Annotated in this window: 12 protein-coding genes; 8 read left to right on the plus strand and 4 right to left on the minus strand. The window is 72.0% G+C overall.

Annotation, left to right across the window (positions count from 1 at the left end; genetic code table 11):
- Positions 1-47: 47 nt before the first annotated feature.
- From ACZ69I_RS07160 to ACZ69I_RS07170, 3 genes are all read left to right on the plus strand, one after another.
- On the plus strand, positions 48-812 hold the full coding sequence (locus ACZ69I_RS07160; protein WP_467672487.1) for a GOLPH3/VPS74 family protein: 765 nt from the start codon (positions 48-50) through the stop codon (positions 810-812).
- Positions 813-1130: 318 nt separating this feature from the next.
- Positions 1131-1988 (plus strand): helix-turn-helix domain-containing protein, encoded by an 858-nt coding sequence (locus ACZ69I_RS07165; RefSeq protein WP_470830850.1) that lies wholly within the window; start codon positions 1131-1133, stop codon positions 1986-1988.
- 214 nt (positions 1989-2202) lie between these two features.
- The gene (locus ACZ69I_RS07170; protein ID WP_470830851.1) at positions 2203-2412 is read left to right on the plus strand and encodes a DUF397 domain-containing protein; all 210 of its coding nucleotides are present in this window, start codon (positions 2203-2205) and stop codon (positions 2410-2412) included.
- 138 nt (positions 2413-2550) lie between these two features.
- Here ACZ69I_RS07170 and ACZ69I_RS07175 read toward each other — a convergent pair whose 3' ends face one another.
- A complete protein-coding gene (locus ACZ69I_RS07175; protein WP_470830852.1) occupies positions 2551-3390 on the minus strand; it encodes a hypothetical protein in 840 nt (279 codons plus the stop codon).
- A gap of 90 nt (positions 3391-3480) precedes the next feature.
- On the opposite strand from ACZ69I_RS07175, the gene ACZ69I_RS07180 reads away from it, so the two are divergent.
- The gene (locus ACZ69I_RS07180) at positions 3481-4275 is read left to right on the plus strand and encodes an SDR family oxidoreductase (protein ID WP_467672495.1); all 795 of its coding nucleotides are present in this window, start codon (positions 3481-3483) and stop codon (positions 4273-4275) included.
- A gap of 297 nt (positions 4276-4572) precedes the next feature.
- Positions 4573-6150: a sodium:solute symporter family protein gene (locus tag ACZ69I_RS07185; RefSeq protein ID WP_470830853.1), complete on the plus strand. Its 1578-nt coding sequence runs from the start codon at positions 4573-4575 to the stop codon at positions 6148-6150.
- Between the two features lie 409 nt (positions 6151-6559).
- On the opposite strand, the gene ACZ69I_RS07190 is transcribed toward ACZ69I_RS07185, so the two are convergent.
- Positions 6560-8035: an MFS transporter gene (locus ACZ69I_RS07190; protein WP_467672499.1), complete on the minus strand. Its 1476-nt coding sequence runs from the start codon at positions 8033-8035 to the stop codon at positions 6560-6562.
- Positions 8036-8174: 139 nt separating this feature from the next.
- Here ACZ69I_RS07190 and ACZ69I_RS07195 point away from each other — a divergent pair, with 139 nt between their 5' ends.
- Positions 8175-8600, plus strand: a complete 426-nt coding sequence (locus ACZ69I_RS07195) for a MarR family winged helix-turn-helix transcriptional regulator (RefSeq protein WP_467672501.1) — start codon at positions 8175-8177, stop codon at positions 8598-8600.
- A gap of 18 nt (positions 8601-8618) precedes the next feature.
- Here the strand turns inward: ACZ69I_RS07195 and ACZ69I_RS07200 are convergent, their stop codons facing one another.
- Complete coding sequence (locus tag ACZ69I_RS07200) at positions 8619-9737, minus strand: ADP-ribosylglycohydrolase family protein (RefSeq protein WP_470830854.1); 1119 nt, start codon at positions 9735-9737, stop codon at positions 8619-8621.
- A 248-nt stretch (positions 9738-9985) separates the two neighbouring features.
- The gene (locus tag ACZ69I_RS07205) at positions 9986-13315 is read right to left on the minus strand and encodes a tetratricopeptide repeat protein (RefSeq protein WP_470830855.1); all 3330 of its coding nucleotides are present in this window, start codon (positions 13313-13315) and stop codon (positions 9986-9988) included.
- Positions 13316-13493: 178 nt separating this feature from the next.
- Here ACZ69I_RS07205 and ACZ69I_RS07210 point away from each other — a divergent pair, with 178 nt between their 5' ends.
- Positions 13494-14924 (plus strand): FG-GAP and VCBS repeat-containing protein, encoded by a 1431-nt coding sequence (locus ACZ69I_RS07210; protein WP_470830856.1) that lies wholly within the window; start codon positions 13494-13496, stop codon positions 14922-14924.
- 80 nt (positions 14925-15004) lie between these two features.
- Positions 15005-16390, plus strand: coding sequence for an FG-GAP-like repeat-containing protein (locus ACZ69I_RS07215; protein WP_470830857.1), 1386 nt, complete (start codon positions 15005-15007; stop codon positions 16388-16390).
- Position 16391 lies beyond the last annotated feature (1 nt).

Here is a 16391-nt window from a genome sequence, read left to right on the forward strand (position 1 = left end):
AATGTGAGAGGGGTCACCCTGTCATTCATCCACGCGGGGAGGCATGGATGGGCAGGAGCCGCAGAACAATTCCGGAGGAGCTTCTGCTGCTCGCTTTGGACCCGGCCACGGGTACCACGGCGCAGCCGCAGTCGCTCGACCTCGGTCTGGCCGGAGCACAGCTAGTGGAGCTGGCGCTGGCCGGACGGATAGCCCCAGACGGGGATCGTATCGCCGTGGTGATGCCACGGCCGACCGGAGATCCGACTCTGGACTCCGCACTGGAACTGCTGCGCAGGCGCGGCAGCCCGGTTCGGGCGGTCCACTGGATCGGCGGGCCCCGACTGGGGCTCCGCCAGACGTACCTCTCGCACCTGGAGCGGTGCGGCATGGTTCATGCCGTGGCGGGCCAGATGTGCGGGGTACTGCCGACGACTCGCTACCAAGCGACGGAGACGGCGATCAGCCGGGAAATCAGGTCCCGGCTCGATTCGGCGATCCGCACCGGCGTACCGCCGGACCCGCGGACCGCCGCGCTCGCCGCACTGGCCCACGCGGTCGGTCTCGGCAAGCATCTGTACCCCGGGAACGAGGGGCGTTCATCGCGCTCCCGGCTCCGGGACCTGATCAGGCACGACCCGATGGGCGGCCTCGTGGCGCACGCCGTGATGGACGTCCAGAACGGCGTGGCGGCTCAGCCGCGCCGCAGCGCCGCACCGGCGGGCCCCACGGGGCCGGGCGGAGGGCGCCAGCCGGCCAGGGCGACAGCGGATCCCGGTGGGGTCCCGCTGCAACCGCGCCGCGGATCCATGGCACGCGCCGTCGCTCACTGAGCGCAGCGCGGCCCGGCACCACCATCACGTAACCGCTCAGCACCACCGCACCAGCGCCGCGCCGCAGTCCCCAGACCCGGTTCGGGAGCCGCTGGGCCGCGCGGGGAGGCGGTACCGGAGGACGGACGACGACACCTCCGTACCACCACCCCGCGCGGCCGCACGCCCGCGGCGCCGCAGGGCGGGACGGCACACCTCGCGCACCCGCCCTCACGTCCGCATATCCGCTGTTTCCCAGCGGTGTCAGCCCAGTTGGTGGCACTCTGCTGAGCAGTAGATACGCAAAGCAGAGGCAGGCAAGCCGGAGGTGCACGTCCCGTGGCGTCCAATGTCAATCCCACTGTCAGGCGACGCCGGTTGGGCCAGGAGCTCCGTCGGCTCCGCGAGCTCAAGGGCATGACGGCCGAGGAGGTCGCCGAGCGCCTGCTCGTCTCGCAGTCGAAGATCAGCCGCCTCGAGAACGGCCGCCGCTCGATCAGCCAGCGTGACGTCCGCGATCTCTGCGGCGTCTACGAGGTCGAGGACCACCGCGTCGTCGACTCGCTCATGCAGATGGCCAAGGACTCGCGCCAGCAGGGCTGGTGGCACTCCTTCGGCGACATCCCGTACAGCGTGTACATCGGTCTGGAGACGGACGCGGCGTCCCTGCGCGTGTACGACCCGCAGGTGGTCCCCGGTCTGCTGCAGACCCGCGCGTACGCCGAGGCGCTCATCACCGGCGCGCTCCCCGAGACCACTCCGACCGACATCGAGAAGCGCGTCCAGGTGCGCATGCGGCGCCAGGAGCGCATCGCGGCGCCGGACAGCCCGCTGCGCCTGTGGACCGTGCTCGACGAATCGGCGCTGCGCCGCGTCGTCGGCTCCCGGCATCTGATGCGCGACCAGCTGGAGCACCTCGTCGAGCAGTCCCAACTGCCGCACGTGACGGTCCAGGTGATTCCCTTCGAGATGGGCGCCCACCCGGGGCTCAACGGTCAGTACGCGATCCTGGAGTTCCCCGACGCGGCCGACTCCAGCGTGGTGTACATCGAGGGCGTCACCAGCGACCTGTATCTGGAAAAAGCGAATGATGTCCAGCAATACAGCGTCATGTACGAGCACTTGCGGGCCCAGGCGCTCAACGTCGAGCAGTCCAGACAGCTCATCGCGGAGATCGCGAAGGACTACGCACGCTGACGTGAGGACGTGTCCGCGTGAAATCGGCGCACGGTACACCCTTGTGTCGTCGGCGCGGAAGACCCCCCTGGAATATGCCATCCGGTTGAGTGAACGATCCCTTCACGCCACGATGTTGGCGAGTAGCGTCATTCACGCCATCGAGCAAGAGCGGTGGCGTCACCGCAGCAATGCGGCGACAGCAACTCAACAACGGGAAAAAACCGGAGCGAACATGGCAATCCAGCAAGGCGCCTCGCACACGTGGGCCAAGTCCTCCTACTCCACCGGCAACGGCGCGTGCGTCGAGGTCAAGTCGCCGGTGCGGCGCGGCATTTCGGTACGTGACTCCAAGGTCGTCGAGGGCCCGGTCCTCGCCTTCCCCGCCGAGTCGTGGAACGCGTTCGTCAGCGAGGTGAGCAGGGGGGCTGCCGACCTCGCGTGAGACCACAGCGCACACCGGCAGCGGCACAACCGCATCAGCAGCACCGCATGAGCACCATCGAAGGAGCCCTCTCGACTGGCCCGCCGTCCCGGCCGAGGGGGCTCGGCCCCGCCCGCGCCGCCGGCGCGGCCCGGACCGTCAGCGCAGCGCGTCGACGTACGTGTCCGTGCCCGGCACCGTGGGCACGAACGGCGCCACCAGCTCCACCCGCCCCAGCCCCGACTCCGCCACCGCCTCGTCCCGCCCGGTGAACCATGCCTCCCAGCAGTCCCGCGGGTCCTCCTGGAGGAACCAGAGCAGAGTCAGCCGGGTGTCGACGCCCTCGACCTGCTTCACATACGTCATCCGGTCACCGGGCAGCGGCGTCGGGCGGAACAGCGTGACCAGCGCGGCGGGCGAGCCCACGAGGGCGCGCGGCAGGTGCCGGGCCCGCAGCCACTCCAGGAGTTCGTCCCGTTGCCGCGGCCCCTCGGCGTCGATGACCTCAAGAACCAGGCCCTCGTACGGGTGGTCGAGCGCGTGGAAGTCGCGCGGGCCCGCGGCGCCGTCCCGGTAGACGGTCGCCTCGTGGTCCTGGAAGGCGGTGAAGACGTGGGTGCGGTCCTGGTAGACGCGGCCGTCCCGGTTGAGCCGCTTGTTGATGCCGACGGTCCACTTCATGTGGTCGTCGTAGCGCCCCTCCGTCACCCAGTACGTGGAGAGGTAGCACCCCGCGGTGACGGGCTCGGCGACGGCGGACTTGGCGGGGTAGCGCAGGAGCTGGAGCTCGCGCGTGGCCACCCAGCGGCGCCCCGCGTACATCCAGGGCATGGCCATCGCACCGGCGTAGTAGTGGTCGTCCTCGTACCAGCGGTTGTACGCGTACTCGTGCCCCGGGTGCGGTTCGACCATGGTGATCAGGGCGTGCCCCGGGTGCACTCCGTAGGGCCCGACGGCGGCCAGCTCGGCGTAGACGTCACTGCGGGTGTCCTCGCTCATGCTTCTCCCCTGCCTCCCTCTTCCTTCCTCCGGTGGACGCCCATACTCTGACGCCCCGTCAGCAAAACTGCCAGAGCCGGGAGGCGCACCGTGGAGTCCTCGCTCCTCGAGTCACAGACCGTCGTCGTCTCGGGCGTGGGCGCCGGGCTCGGCCACCAGGTCGCGGCGGCCGTCGTGCGCGACGGCGGGAACGCCGTCCTCGGCGCGCGCACGGAGGCGAACCTCGCCAAGACGGCCGCCGAGATCGACCCCGGCGGCGCCCGCACCGCGTACCTGCCCACCGACATCACCGACGAGCGGCAGTGCCGGGCCCTCGCCGAGCTCGCCCGCGAGCGCTTCGGAGGTGTCGACGCGGTCGTCCATGTCGCCGCCTGGGACAGCTACTTCGGCGGGGTGGAGGACGCGGACTTCGCGACCTGGCAGCAGGTGATCGACGTCAACCTGCTCGGCTCGCTGCGCATGACGCGGGCCTGCCTGCCGGCCCTCAGGGAACGGCGGGGCGGTTCGGTGGTCTTCATCGGCACGCAGTCGGCGGTCGCCTCGCCCTCGCAGGTGCGCCAGGCCGCGTACGCGGCGTCGAAGGGCGCGCTGACGTCGGCGATGTACTCGCTCGCGCACGAGCTCGGCCCGGACCGGATCCGGGTCAACACCGTCCTTCCGGGGTGGATGTGGGGGCCGCCGGTCCAGGCGTACGTCCAGTTCACGGCGCACACGGAGGGCGTGTCCGAGGAGGAGGTGCGGGATCGACTCGCCGCACGCATGGCGTTGCCGGACCTGGCGACGGACGGGGACGTGGCGGACGCGGTGGTGTTCCTGGCGTCGGACCGGGCTCGGGCCATCACGGGGCAGTCCCTGCTGGTCAATGCCGGCGAACTCATGCGGTAGCCCGCGGTCCGCCGGTCCGCCGGTCCGCCGGGGCTGGTCGCGCAGTACCCCGCGCCCCTTTGCAGGGGCGCTTTTTTCGTGCCCTCCCGCTCGCTCGCCGCTTATTCATACTCATGAACACAAGTCAGCAAACAGAACGATTTTACTCGCCCTTGACCTCTCGGGCGGTTGTCGTCGGCGTGCGCCCGAACCCACGATGAGCGGGCGCTTCCGGGCCGTTCCCGGCCCCAGCGGCCGGTTCTTGCGGAGTGCGAGCCAGCTGTGCGCAGTTCACCAGGCGGACCCCTGGAGGGCCATATGAACAGTCTCGACTGGGCCGTGCTCATCGGCTACTTCGGCGTGATGGTCGCGATCGGCCTGTGGTCCCACAAGCGGGTCGACAACGTCAGCGACTTCTTCACCGCCGGAGGCAAGATGCCCTGGTGGCTCTCCGGCATCTCGCACCACATGTCCGGGTACAGCGCCGTGATGTTCACCGGGTACGCGGGCATCGCGTACACCTACGGCGTGACGTCCTTCGTCACCTGGTCCTTCCCCATCGCGCTCGGCATCGCCATCGGCGCCCGGCTCTTCGCTCCCCGCATCAACCGGCTGCGCTCCCGGCTGCACGTGGCCTCGCCCCTGGAGTACCTCAAGAACCGCTACAACCTGGGCACCCAGCAGGCGCTCGCCTGGTCCGGCATGCTCCTCAAGATCGTGGACGTCGGCGCCAAGTGGGCGGCGATCTCGACCCTGTTGTCCGTCTTCACCGGCGTCTCCCTCAACCAGGGCATCCTGATCACCGGCGTGATCACGGCGATCTACTGCACGATCGGCGGTCTGTGGGCCGACGCGCTGACCGAGCTCGGCCAGTTCGTCATCCAGCTCCTCGCCGGTGTCGCGATGTTCGTGGCGGTCGTCTCCGAACTCGGGCCGCACGGCGGCTTCTTCGGCGTCTGGGACGAGCCGGAGCTCGCGGGCCACGGCAAGCCGCTCATCGGCCCCTACGGCACGGTCTTCCTGCTCGCCTTCCTCTTCATCAAGCTCTTCGAGTACAACGGCGGCATGCTCAACCAGGCGCAGCGCTACATGGCGACCGCCAACGCCAAGGAGGCCGCGCGCTCCGCGAGGCTCTCCGCCATCCTGTGGCTGGTCTGGCCGGTGGTCCTCTTCTTCCCGATGTGGATGTCACCGCTCCTGGTGGACGCGAAGAAGCCGGACGGCTCGGACGCGTACGCCCTGATGACCGAACAGCTGCTCCCGCACGGGCTGTTGGGCCTGGTCATCGTCGGCTTCTTCTCGCACACCATGGCGATGTGCTCCTCCGACGCCAACGCGATCGCGGCGGTCTTCACGCGGGACGTGGCCCCGGCGTTCTCCGCGAGGGCGCGGGCCTGGACGGAGCGGAAGGGGCTCATCGCCGCGCGCCTCACGACGGTGATCTTCCTGGGGCTGTCCATGGCGGTCGCCACGCAGGTGAACTCCCCCACGTTCAAGGACATCATCACGGTCGTCATCAAGTGGGTCGCCGGTCTGATGGGGCCGATCGCGATCCCGATGATGCTGGGCCTGCTGCGTACGTTCAGGAAGTCCGGGCCGACCGCGGCGCTGACCGGCTGGGCGCTCGGGCTGCTCGCCTTCTACCTGGTCAACTACCCGATCGACGACGCGATCGAGGGCGGGGTCGCGCTCCAGTACCAGGTGTCGATACCGCTGGCGGTATCGCTCTTCCTCTACGTCGTCGTCGGGTGGCTCAAGCCGGAGGACACGCCGGAGCGGGATGCTCTGATCGAGCGGATCAATACGGATACGGATACGGATGACGGTGGGTCCGGGTCCGGGTCCGCGGGGGCGGTGGCGGCCGTGCCTGCTCCTGCGGAGACGCGGGGCGAGTGACGGGGGCGCCCCCCCGCACGCGAGAAGCCGCAGACGCGTCTGCGAGGGGCTCGGCAGACGCGGCTGCGGCTCTTCCTTGGTTGCGCGCGCCGTTCCCCGCGCCCCTGACGGGGCGCCGACGTACGCCTTTTTTAAGGGGCGCGGGGAACTGCGCGCCCAGCACACAAAAAGCCGCAGACGCGACTGCGGGCAACCCGGCAGACGCGGCTGCGGCACTTCCCTGGTTGCTCGCGCCGTTCCCCGCGCCCCTGACGGGGCGCCGATGCGCGCCCTTAAGGGGCGCGGGGAACTGCGCGCCCAGCACACAAAAAGCCGCAGACGCGTCTGCGGGCAACCCGGCAGACGCGACTGCGGCACTTCCCTGGTTGCTCGCGCCGTTCCCCGCGCCCCTGACGGAGCGCGGTACCAGTTAGACGCCGACCCGCTCCGGCGTCGGCGCGGGCTGCCGCGGGCGTGGCGCGTGGACGGGCGTCAGGCCCACCAGGGCCACCGCCACGACCAGCACGAAGGCCGCCCCGGCGATGGCGAAGCTCAGCGTGAACTGGCTCTCCTGCGGGAGCGCCGGCATGCCCGCCGGCAGCGGAATCGTCTTCGACGCGAGCAGCGACGTGATCATCGCGCTGGCGATGGCGCTGCCGACCGAGCGGGAGATGGAGTTGATGCCGTTGGCGATGCCGGTCTGGTGCGCCGGGACGCTGGCCACGATGAGCGCCGGCATCGACGCGTAGCCGAAGCTGATCGCCAGGCCGATGACCATGCCCGCGCCGATCACGGACGCACTCGTGCCGTGCGCCAGGGTCAGCCAGGCGAAGCCGATGACGCCGAAGGCGGCGCCGGTGGCGAGCGTGACGCGCGCGCCGATCCTGCGGACCAGGATTCCGCCGAACTGGGCGCCGATCAGCGAGACGATCGTGGTCGGGAGGAGGTAGACGACGGACGCCCCGAGGACCGAGGCCCCGAACCCGTAACCGGCCACGCTCTCCGGCATCTGCACGAGGTACGAGACGCCGATGAACTGGGCGAACATCGCGAAGCCGAGCAGCAGTCCGGCCAGGTTGGTGAAGAGGACGGGTCGGTGGGCGAACATCTTCATGTCCACCATCGGCTCCTTGACCTTGAGCTCGGTCAGGACCCACACGCCCGCCATGACGACGGCGCCCGCGAAGGAGCCGAGGGTGCGACCGGAGGTCCAGCCCCACTCGTGGCCCTGCGAGATCGGCAGGAGCAGCAGGACGAGGAGGACCGCGAGGGTGCCCGCGCCCAGCCAGTCGGTGCGGCCGCCCGTCTTCGAGCGCGAGGCGGGCACCGCGAGGACGACGCCGACCAGCGCGAGCACGGCGAGGACGACGGCGAGCCAGAACACCCGGTGGTAGTCGGGGTCGGACCCCTGGGTCAGCAGCCCCGCACCCACCAGGGCGAGCCCGCTGCCGAACGCCAGGGTGCCGCTGACCAGGGCCATCGCGCCGTGGAGCTTGGCGGGCCTGATCTCCTCGCGGAGCACGGAGAGCGCGAGCGGGAAGATCGCGGTGGCCGCTCCCTGCATGATCCGGCCGACGATGAGCCAGGTCAGGGAGGTCGTGGTGGCGGCGAGCACGGAGCCCGCGATCATCACGAGCAGGACGCCGATCAGGGTGGGCTTCTTGCCGTGCTGGTCGCCGAAGCGGCCGAGCAGCGGGGTGAAGACGGCGGCCGAGAGCAGGGTGGCGGTGGTCACCCAGCTCACGCCCGCGGTGGTGGCGTCCAGGTCCTTCTGGATGATCGACAGGATCGGCACGACCAGGGTCTGCATCATCGAGACGACCATGGCGGCGAGCCCGAGCACCAGGACGACGGCGGTCTGTCCGGTGGGTTTCGGCGGGGCCGCGTGCTGCTGTGCGTGGGACACGGTGGCTTCTTCTCCAGCTGCTCTACTGCGTGAGGCCTCGATACTTGAAGACCTCGATACTTGAGCACTTCAAGTAACTTGTTAGAAGGTAAGCCTCAATATTTGAGATCGTCAAGTTTTATGGCGTAAGGTGGCTCACATGCCTGGAACACCGAGCGTCGACAAGGCCCGGCTCATGGAGCTGCTCGCGGTGTCGCTCCGTGCCTATTACGGGGATTTCACGGAGGCGGCGGCGAGCGAGAACCTGACGGCGAGCCAGGGCAAGACCCTGAGCGTGCTGCGCCAGGGGCCCGCCGCGATGCGGGTCCTCGCCCGGACACTGTCCTGCGACGCCTCGAACATGACCGGGATCATCGACCGCCTGGAGAAGCGCGGCCTGGTCCACCGGGAGCCGAGCCCCACCGACCGCCGCGTCAAGAACGTCGTCCTGACCCCCGAGGGCGAGCGGGCCGTCGACGCGATCCGCGCCAACATGCACGCCACGCTGGCGGGCCTCGACAAGCTGGACGCCGCCGAGCGCGCCACCCTCCACGACCTGCTGAGCCGCACCTTCGACGCGGCCTGACCAGCCGCTAGCCGCCGGTCACGCCCGCGGGTAGCGGGCCAGCCACCCCGGCGACGAGAGCGCGGGCCCGTGCAGCGCGGGCCCCTGCGTCATCTCCATGGCGAAGTCGTCCGCCAGCTCCAGCATCGTGGGCCGGCCCTCCAGCTCCGTGAGCCACCCCGGCGGCAGCGCGGTCTCCCCGTGCAGCGCGCCGAGCAACGCCCCGCACAGCGCGCCGCACGCGGCCGAAGGGCCGCCCTGGTTCACGGCGAGCCGCAGCCCGTGCCGGATGTCCTCGCCGACCAGGGCGCAGTACACGGCGGCGGCGAGCACGCCCTCGGCCGTCCCGTCCGTACCGAGCTCCTCGACGCGCGCGGGCGTCGGCATGCCCTGCCGTACGGCGCCGAGCGCGTGCCGGAGCGCGTCGGTGACCGGCTGGTGGCCGGGGCGGGTGGCGAGCAGGGCGAGGGACCGCTGGATCGCTCCGTCGAGGGACTCCCCGCGGGCGAGGCCGTGCACGATGACGGCGTGCGCGCCCGCCGCCAGGTGTGCGGTGGGGTGGCCGTGGGTCTGGACGGCGCACTCGACGGCGAGCTGCAGCACGAGCTGCGGCTCCCAGCCGACGAGGAGCCCGAAGGGCGCGGATCTGACGGCGGCTTCGGCGCCGCGTTCGCCGGGGTTCTTGGGGACGTCGAGGGTGCCCATGATCTCGTCGCCGAGCCCGGTCAGGCAGGCGCGGGCCGGGTCGCGCCGCGCGTACAGCCACTCCTCGCGGGCCAGCCAGCCGTCCTCCTTGCGCCGCTCGTCCGGCCCCCAGTCGCTCTGGGTCGCGGCCCAGCGGCGGTAGGCGCGGTGCAGGTCGGTCGGCGGGTGCCACGCGCCGGTGTCGCGCCGCACCTGGGCGCGTATGAGCCCGTCGACGGTGAACAGGGTGAGCTGGGTGGCCGCGGTGACGGCGCCCCGCCGCCCGTACGCCGGTACGGGCCCGGTGATCCCCTCGGCCCCGTGCGCCTCACGTACCGCGTCGAGGGAGAGTCCGTCGACGGGTGCGCCCAGGGCGTCCCCGAGGGCGGCGCCGAGGAGGGTGCCGCGCACGCGGCTGCGGAAGTCCTGCTGCTCGGCGCGGCCCCAGACACCGGTGGCTGCTGCGGTACCCACGCGGGCCTCCCTCCGTGCAGACGTGCGGCGACGTGCAGTGACGTGCGGGCGATGACGTGCTCCGACGCGGCTCGGCGCGCCGTGCCCTTCGGCAACTTTGCAGCACTGTAATCGACCGCGAACGATCGATTCAGTCGCCAAGTGGTATGCGAAGAGTCGCCCGTGAGGCGGCTTTTGAACGACGTTCACGGGAGCTTCGCACTTGCTACGGATTCGCCGCGCTGCCGTCACCTTCCGGACCGCCCCGCTCAACCCCGTACGGCGTACCGGGCCCGCACCTCGTCCCGTGCCGCGGTCACCCTTCTCAGGCACGGCTCCAGGCGTCCGCGGTCGCCCGGACTGTCCCGCAGGTGGCGCAGGTCCGCGGCGAGGTCCGCGAGGTGCTCCCACCACCGGCACGGGACGAGCAGCGTCGCGAGGCGGGCGTCCAGCTCGGTCCAGTCACCGAGGCCAGCGGCCACCCGTACGCCGAGGAACGCGCGGGTCCGCGCGGAGAACTCCGCGCCGAGCACGAGCGGTTGAGCCGCGCGCCACAGCGGAACGGCGGCCGCCACACCGTCGCGCCCGGCCACGGCCAGGGCGAGCGCCACCGACCCCCGCGCCGCGTCGAGAGGACGGAGCCGCTCGGCGGCCAGGACCGCCGCGTCCCAGTCCCCCGCGGCGCGGTGCGCCCTGGCCCGCGCCGAGAGCGCCGCACCGGTCCCCGCCTCCTCCTCGGTGAGGCCGGACAGGGCCGCCAGCGCCTGCGCGGTGCGCCCCCGATGCAGCTGGATGCGGCAGGTCAGAGCGGCCACCCAGGCGGGCTCGGCGCCCAGCTCGACACAGCGGGAGAGGCCGGTCACGGCCTGGTCGAGGTGGCCGGCGGCCAGGTGGACTGCCACCCGGTTCACGTGGAGCGCGACCTCTTCCGGCGCGAGGCCGATCGCCCGGTCCAGATCACCCAACGCCTCGCCGAACAGGCCGAGTTCAGAGCGTGCCTTCGCTCTGTTCGCGCGGACCCGGGCGTCGTCGGGAGCCAGCTCCACCGCCCTGTCCAGGGTGGTGAGGGCCTCCTCGAAGCGCCCGAGCCCCGAGAGCACGGCACCCCGGCCGCTCCACACCTGCGCGTCGTCCGGCGTCAGCTCGCCCGCCCGGTCCAGGTCCGCGAGCGCGTCGTCGTCGGCTCCCAGGCGGCGCAGCACCGCGGCCCGCGCGACCCGCACCCAGGACACGTCCGGGTGGCGTTCCACCACCGTGTCCCAGTCCGCGCGCGCCTCCTCGTACCGCCGCAGCCTGCCGAGCAGCACGGCCCGGCTCCCGTACACGGGCGTGTAGTCGGGGTCGAGTTCCAGCGCCCTGCGGTAGTCGGCGAGGGCGTCCTCGTCGCGGCCCGCGTCGCGCAGGGCGTCACCGCGCTGCCAGAACACCCAGGCCTCGTCGTCGGCCCCCTGGGCGACGGCGCTGTCCAAGTCCCGCAGCCGCCCCTCCGGTTCACCCATGGCCCCGAGCACCTGCGCCCTGAACACGAGCACCCACGCGGCCTCCGCGCCGTTGGCCAGCGCCCGGTCCAGGTCCTCCAGCGCGAGCTCGTACCGGCACAGGGACGTACGGGCGACGCCTCTGGCCGCCAGGGTGTCCGCGTCCTCGCCGTCGATCTCCAGCGCCCGGTCCGCCTCCCGCTCGGCGTCCTCGAACCGGCCGAGGGACCAGTGGGCCCAGGCGCACTCGCGCAGGTACAGGACCGAGCCGGGTTCCAGGGCCACGGCCCGTCGCGCGTCCCGCAGCGCCTCCTCCTTCCTGCCCTGCCGCAGCAGCGACCAGGCGCGCAGGTTGTGCAGCATCGCCTGATCCGGGTGGAGTTCGAGCGCCCTGGTGAACTCCGCCACCGCCTGCTCGTGCCGGCCGAGGTCCCTGAGGTGCCGTCCCCGCAGGGAGCGGACGGCCGCCTCGCCCCGGGGGTCGAAGTCGATCCGGTCGAGCAGGAGCCACAGCGCCTGCGCCGTGCCGCCCTCGTCCAGGGCGTGCAGCAGATCGCGTCCCCACTCCCCCACCGCCTCGGCGTCCGCGTCCTGGCCCACCGCCTCAAGGGCCCGTGCCCACCGCCGGGCCACGTCCTCCCCCTTGCCGCACGCCATGAGGATGTCGACCACCACCTCCGGCAGCGAGCTCGCCCCCTGGGCGCAGAGCAGGTGGTAGCTCTCCGCCAACCGCAGCTCCCGCCAGCCGTCGTCCGCCCACCGGTCCTCCCGCGCGAGGCGCGCCTCCGCCTCCGCGCGCCACTGCCCGAACGTCTCGTGCAGCTTCCGGTGCCGCTCGGCCCACCCTCTCGGCGACCGGCCGCGGAGCAGCCGCAGCATCGGCGCCCGCACCGCGTCGTGGTACCGGGCGCGCCCGCCCCCGGTGTGGACGAACGGCAGGCCCCGCAACCAGTCGAACAGGGGCATCACGTCCTCGGCCGCACAGTCCACGGCGGCGCCGAAGACGTCCGCGTCGAGTCCGCGCGGCAGCGCGCAGGCGAGCGCCGCCTCCCGGCGGGCCGGGTCCGGCTCCCACTTCAGGAACCGCTCGACGGCCGTCGCACTGGGATCGCCCACGTCGTCCGCGTCGGCGGGACGGCTCGCGGCGAGCGTCGAGACCAGGACCGGCAGGCGCCCGGAAAGCCGCAGGACCTCCTCGACGACGGGCTCCGCCGTGATCCCCCTGGCCGCGAGCAGCCCGCGCGCCTCGGCGTCGGTGAACGGCTCCAGCGGCAGATCGGCCACGAAGCCCGCGGAGTCGCCCCAGAGCGCGGCGTCGAAGGGCCGTTGGCCCGCCGTCACGATCACGGTGTTGGCGGGCAGCGTGCCGTACCGCTCCGTGGTGAGCACGTCGTGCAGCCAGCGGTCGAGGAACGGCGCGGTCCGCTCGTACGTGTCGAAGAACAGGACGAGCCAGGGCGCGTCCGCGGCCACCCGGCTCAGTTCGCCGAGGAGCACCGGGGTGAGCGCCCGCTCCGGAGAGAGCAGCGCCTGCGTGTCGTCGTGAGCGCGCAGCCGGTTGCCGATTCCGGCCCGCAACCGGTCCGCCCCTTGCGCCAGTTGTGCCGGGTCGAGTGCTCCGACGAAGGGACCCACGCCCGGCACGAGTCCCAGTCCGGCCAACCCCGCGCGAGCGGCCGCCATACTGCCGGCGGACGCCACCGGGCCCGGCCCCGACGGCGGGTCGCCCACCGCCGCGAGGGCCGCGAGCGACTCGGCCTCCTGGCGGCGCTCCCGGTACGCGGCGAGCTCCCGGTCGAGGTCCTTGCACCGCCGGCCCTGCCGGGCGAACTCGGCGCCGATGGCGGCCATTACCTCGGGCACGCTGGCCGCGGCCTCGTCGACGTACGCGGTCAGGGCGCCGCGCTCGCGGGCGATCTGCTCCAACTCCCGGACCAGGAAAGTCTTTCCGACCCCGCTCAGGCCGTGCACGTGGAAGAGGAAGCAGTGCCGCTCGTCCTCCACGGGCAGGTCGAAGTTCTCCCGGAACGAGCCGAGTTCACCGCGCCGTCCGACGAATCCCGACCGCCTGCGCCGCCGCAGAACCTCTTGCAGGGACATCCCCGCGGGCCGTGCCACCACCGTAGAACCCTCCCCTGCCCCCGCGGCCGGTCTCCCGCGCGCCTGCCGGGCGCGAGGTGAACAACAGGGGTCGTACGGCAAACGTCCGGATCACGTAACGGAGTTCCTGCAGTGTGCAACCTTCCTCCGCGAGGCGCTGTCTCCTCCTACGTCACAGACGTTCGCCCCAGGAGGATCCGTGCCCCGCCGCACACTCATCAGCGCCATCGCCGTCGCCGCGCTGACCGCCCCTCTCGCCGTCTCTGCCACCTCCGGCACCGCGGCGGCCGCTCCACGGCCGCCCCGCACGCCGGTCACCGACTTCAACCACGACGGGTACGCCGACCTCGCCGTCGCCGCGCCCCACGGCACCGTCGACGGCGTCGAGAAGGCGGGCTACCTCTCCATCGTCTACGGCACCGCCTCCGGGCCCGGCACCGAGCACCACCAGCGCATCAGCCGCGCCACCCCGGGCGTCCCCGGCGAACTCCGCGGCACGTACGCCTTCGGCGCCCAGACCCTCCCCGCCGACCTGGACGGCGACTCCTACACGGACCTCCTCGTGACGGGCGGCGACGACAACGGCAACAGGGCGACCGTCCTGTGGGGTTCCAAGGACGGTCTGACCGGCAAGGACACCGTCCTGCCCCACGACTACTCCGAGTTCGCCACGGGTGACTTCAACGGCGACGGCAAGCGTGACCTCGTCGTCAACGACACCCCGAGCGACGACCCCGACGTCTCCGGCATGACCATCCAGTACGGCCCGTTCACCCGCGCCGGCAAGCCCGCCGCCAAGGACACCATCACCACCGGCGACGGGCCCTCCGGTCTCGCCCGCTTCATCACCGGCGACCTGACGGGCGACGGCGTCGACGACATCGTCACCACGCACGGCTTCGAGGAGATGACGCACGACGCCCGCTTCTGGAAGGGCGGCCGCAGCGGTGTCGGCCACACGTACAAGGCCCTCGGCACGGCCTACAGCGGCACCGTCGGCGACGTCGACGGCGACGGGTACGGCGACCTGATCACCCGTGACATCGGCGGCGTCACCGAGGTCATCGACTCCCACCCGGGCAGCATCACGATCCAGTACGGCAGTTCGGCCGGGCCGACCGACGCGCGCAGGAAGGTCATCACCCAGGACACCGCGGGCGTCCCCGGGGCAGGCGAGGAGAACGACGCGTTCGGCGCCTCGCTCAGCGCGGGCGACGTGAACGGCGACGGCAGGGCGGAGGTCGCCGTCGGCGTCCCCGGCGAGAGCCTCGGCGCGAGCACCGGCACCGGCGCGGTCGTCCTGCTCAAGGGCGCCTCCAAGGCCGACGGCGGCATGACGGGCAAGGGAGCCGTGGCCTACAACCAGTCCACGGCCGGCGTGCCCGGCGTCTCCGAGACGGGCGACGACTTCGGCCGCCAGGTCCGCCTCACCGACCTCGACAAGGACGGGAAGGCCGACCTGACCGCCACCGCCCCCGGCGAGGACGGCACCCACACCGACTCGGGCGCCCTGTGGAACCTCTTCGGCTCCGCGAGCGGCCTGACCACCGCGGGCGCGGGCACGCTCGCCCCGGCGAAGCTCGGCGATCCCGAGAAGGGCGCCGAGTTCGGTCTGCTGCTCGGCAGCTGACCACCCCACGACCACCTGACCGCACGACCACACGACACGATTTCTCTGGAGGACCAGTGCGTCGCTCTCTCATCACCGCCGTGGCAGTCGCCTCGCTCACGGCACCGCTCGCCCTCGTCGCCGCGGGCTCGGCCTCGGCCGCGCCCACCCCGCCGAAGGCCCCGGTCACCGACTTCAACCACGACGGGTACGCGGACCTCGCCATATCGGCCCCGGGCAACTACGACAACGACGTGCCCGGCAGCGTCACGATCGTGTACGGCTCGGCGAACGGCCCGGACAAGGCGCACGCCGTCACCATCAGCCGCGCCACGCCCGGCGTACCCGGATCGGCGTCCGACGGCGGGCACTTCGGCAACCACACGGCCGCCGCGGACCTCGACGGCGACGGCTACACGGACCTCGTCGTCAACGGCGGCAAGAAGGCCGTCGTCCTGTGGGGCTCCGCCCAGGGGCTGTCCGGTGAGGGCAGCGTCGAGCTGGCCTCGAACGGCGCGCGCGTCGCCGCCGGCGACTTCAACGGCGACGGCAAGCGGGACCTGGTCACGGCCGAGTACCCCGAGCCCGAGGACCCGATGGACAACGACGACGCGGGCATGACCATCGCGTACGGCCCGTTCAAGCGGGACGGGAAGGCCGCGAGCAGCCAGCAGATCGTCACGAGCCAGACCTTCGGCCCCGGCGACTTCGTCGTGGGCGACGTGACCGGCGACGGTACCGACGACATCGTCAGCAGCCACGGCTTCGAGGAGATGGCCCACAAGAGCCAGCTCTGGAAGGGCGGCAAGGACGGGGTGGCCACCACCTCGCAGAAGCTCGTGCCCTCCGTCGGCGGCGCGGTCGCGGACATCGACGGCGACGGCTACGGCGACTTCGTCACCCGCGACATCGGCGACAACTTCGAGGACATGCCCTCCCAGAAGGGCGCGATCATCGTCCGCTACGGCGCGGCGTCCGGCCTCTCGGACCGCACCACGAAGATCACCCAGGACACCGCGGGCGTGCCCGGCGCCGGTGAGGCGGGCGACGAGTTCGGCTCCTCCATCAGCGCGGGCGACGTGAACGGCGACGGCTTCGCCGATGTGGCCGTCGGCGTCCCCGGCGAGGACATCGAGACCACCGCCGACGCCGGCAGCGTCGTCCTCCTCAAGGGCTCCCGCACCGGTCTGACCGGCACCGGGTCGCAGGCCTTCGACCAGTCCAAGCCCGGTGTCCCCGGCGCCTCCGAGAAGGGCGACAAGTTCGGCAGCCACGTCCTGCTCTCGGACCCGAACAAGGACGGCAAGGCCGACCTGACGGTGGCCGCGCCCGACGAGAACGGCGACGTCGCCGACACCGGTGCGATCTGGCACCTGCGCGGCTCCGCCGCCGGTCTGACCGTCACGGGCATCGACTCCTTCGGCCCGGCGGCGGTCAACGCCCCGGCCACGGCCGGTGTCCGGTTCGGCGACGGCCTGGCGGGCTGAC

It is taken from the genome of Streptomyces sp. NPDC036815 (genome assembly GCF_055609205.1).

Coding starts and splice junctions, on each gene's coding strand:
- ACZ69I_RS07195 (WP_467672501.1), top strand. CDS start 8,175: ATGCCTGGAACACCGAGCGTCGACAAGGCCCGGCTCATGGAGCTGCTC.
- ACZ69I_RS07185 (WP_470830853.1), top strand. CDS start 4,573: ATGAACAGTCTCGACTGGGCCGTGCTCATCGGCTACTTCGGCGTGATG.
- ACZ69I_RS07175 (WP_470830852.1), bottom strand. CDS start 3,390: ATGAGCGAGGACACCCGCAGTGACGTCTACGCCGAGCTGGCCGCCGTC.
- ACZ69I_RS07160 (WP_467672487.1), top strand. CDS start 48: ATGGGCAGGAGCCGCAGAACAATTCCGGAGGAGCTTCTGCTGCTCGCT.
- ACZ69I_RS07170 (WP_470830851.1), top strand. CDS start 2,203: ATGGCAATCCAGCAAGGCGCCTCGCACACGTGGGCCAAGTCCTCCTAC.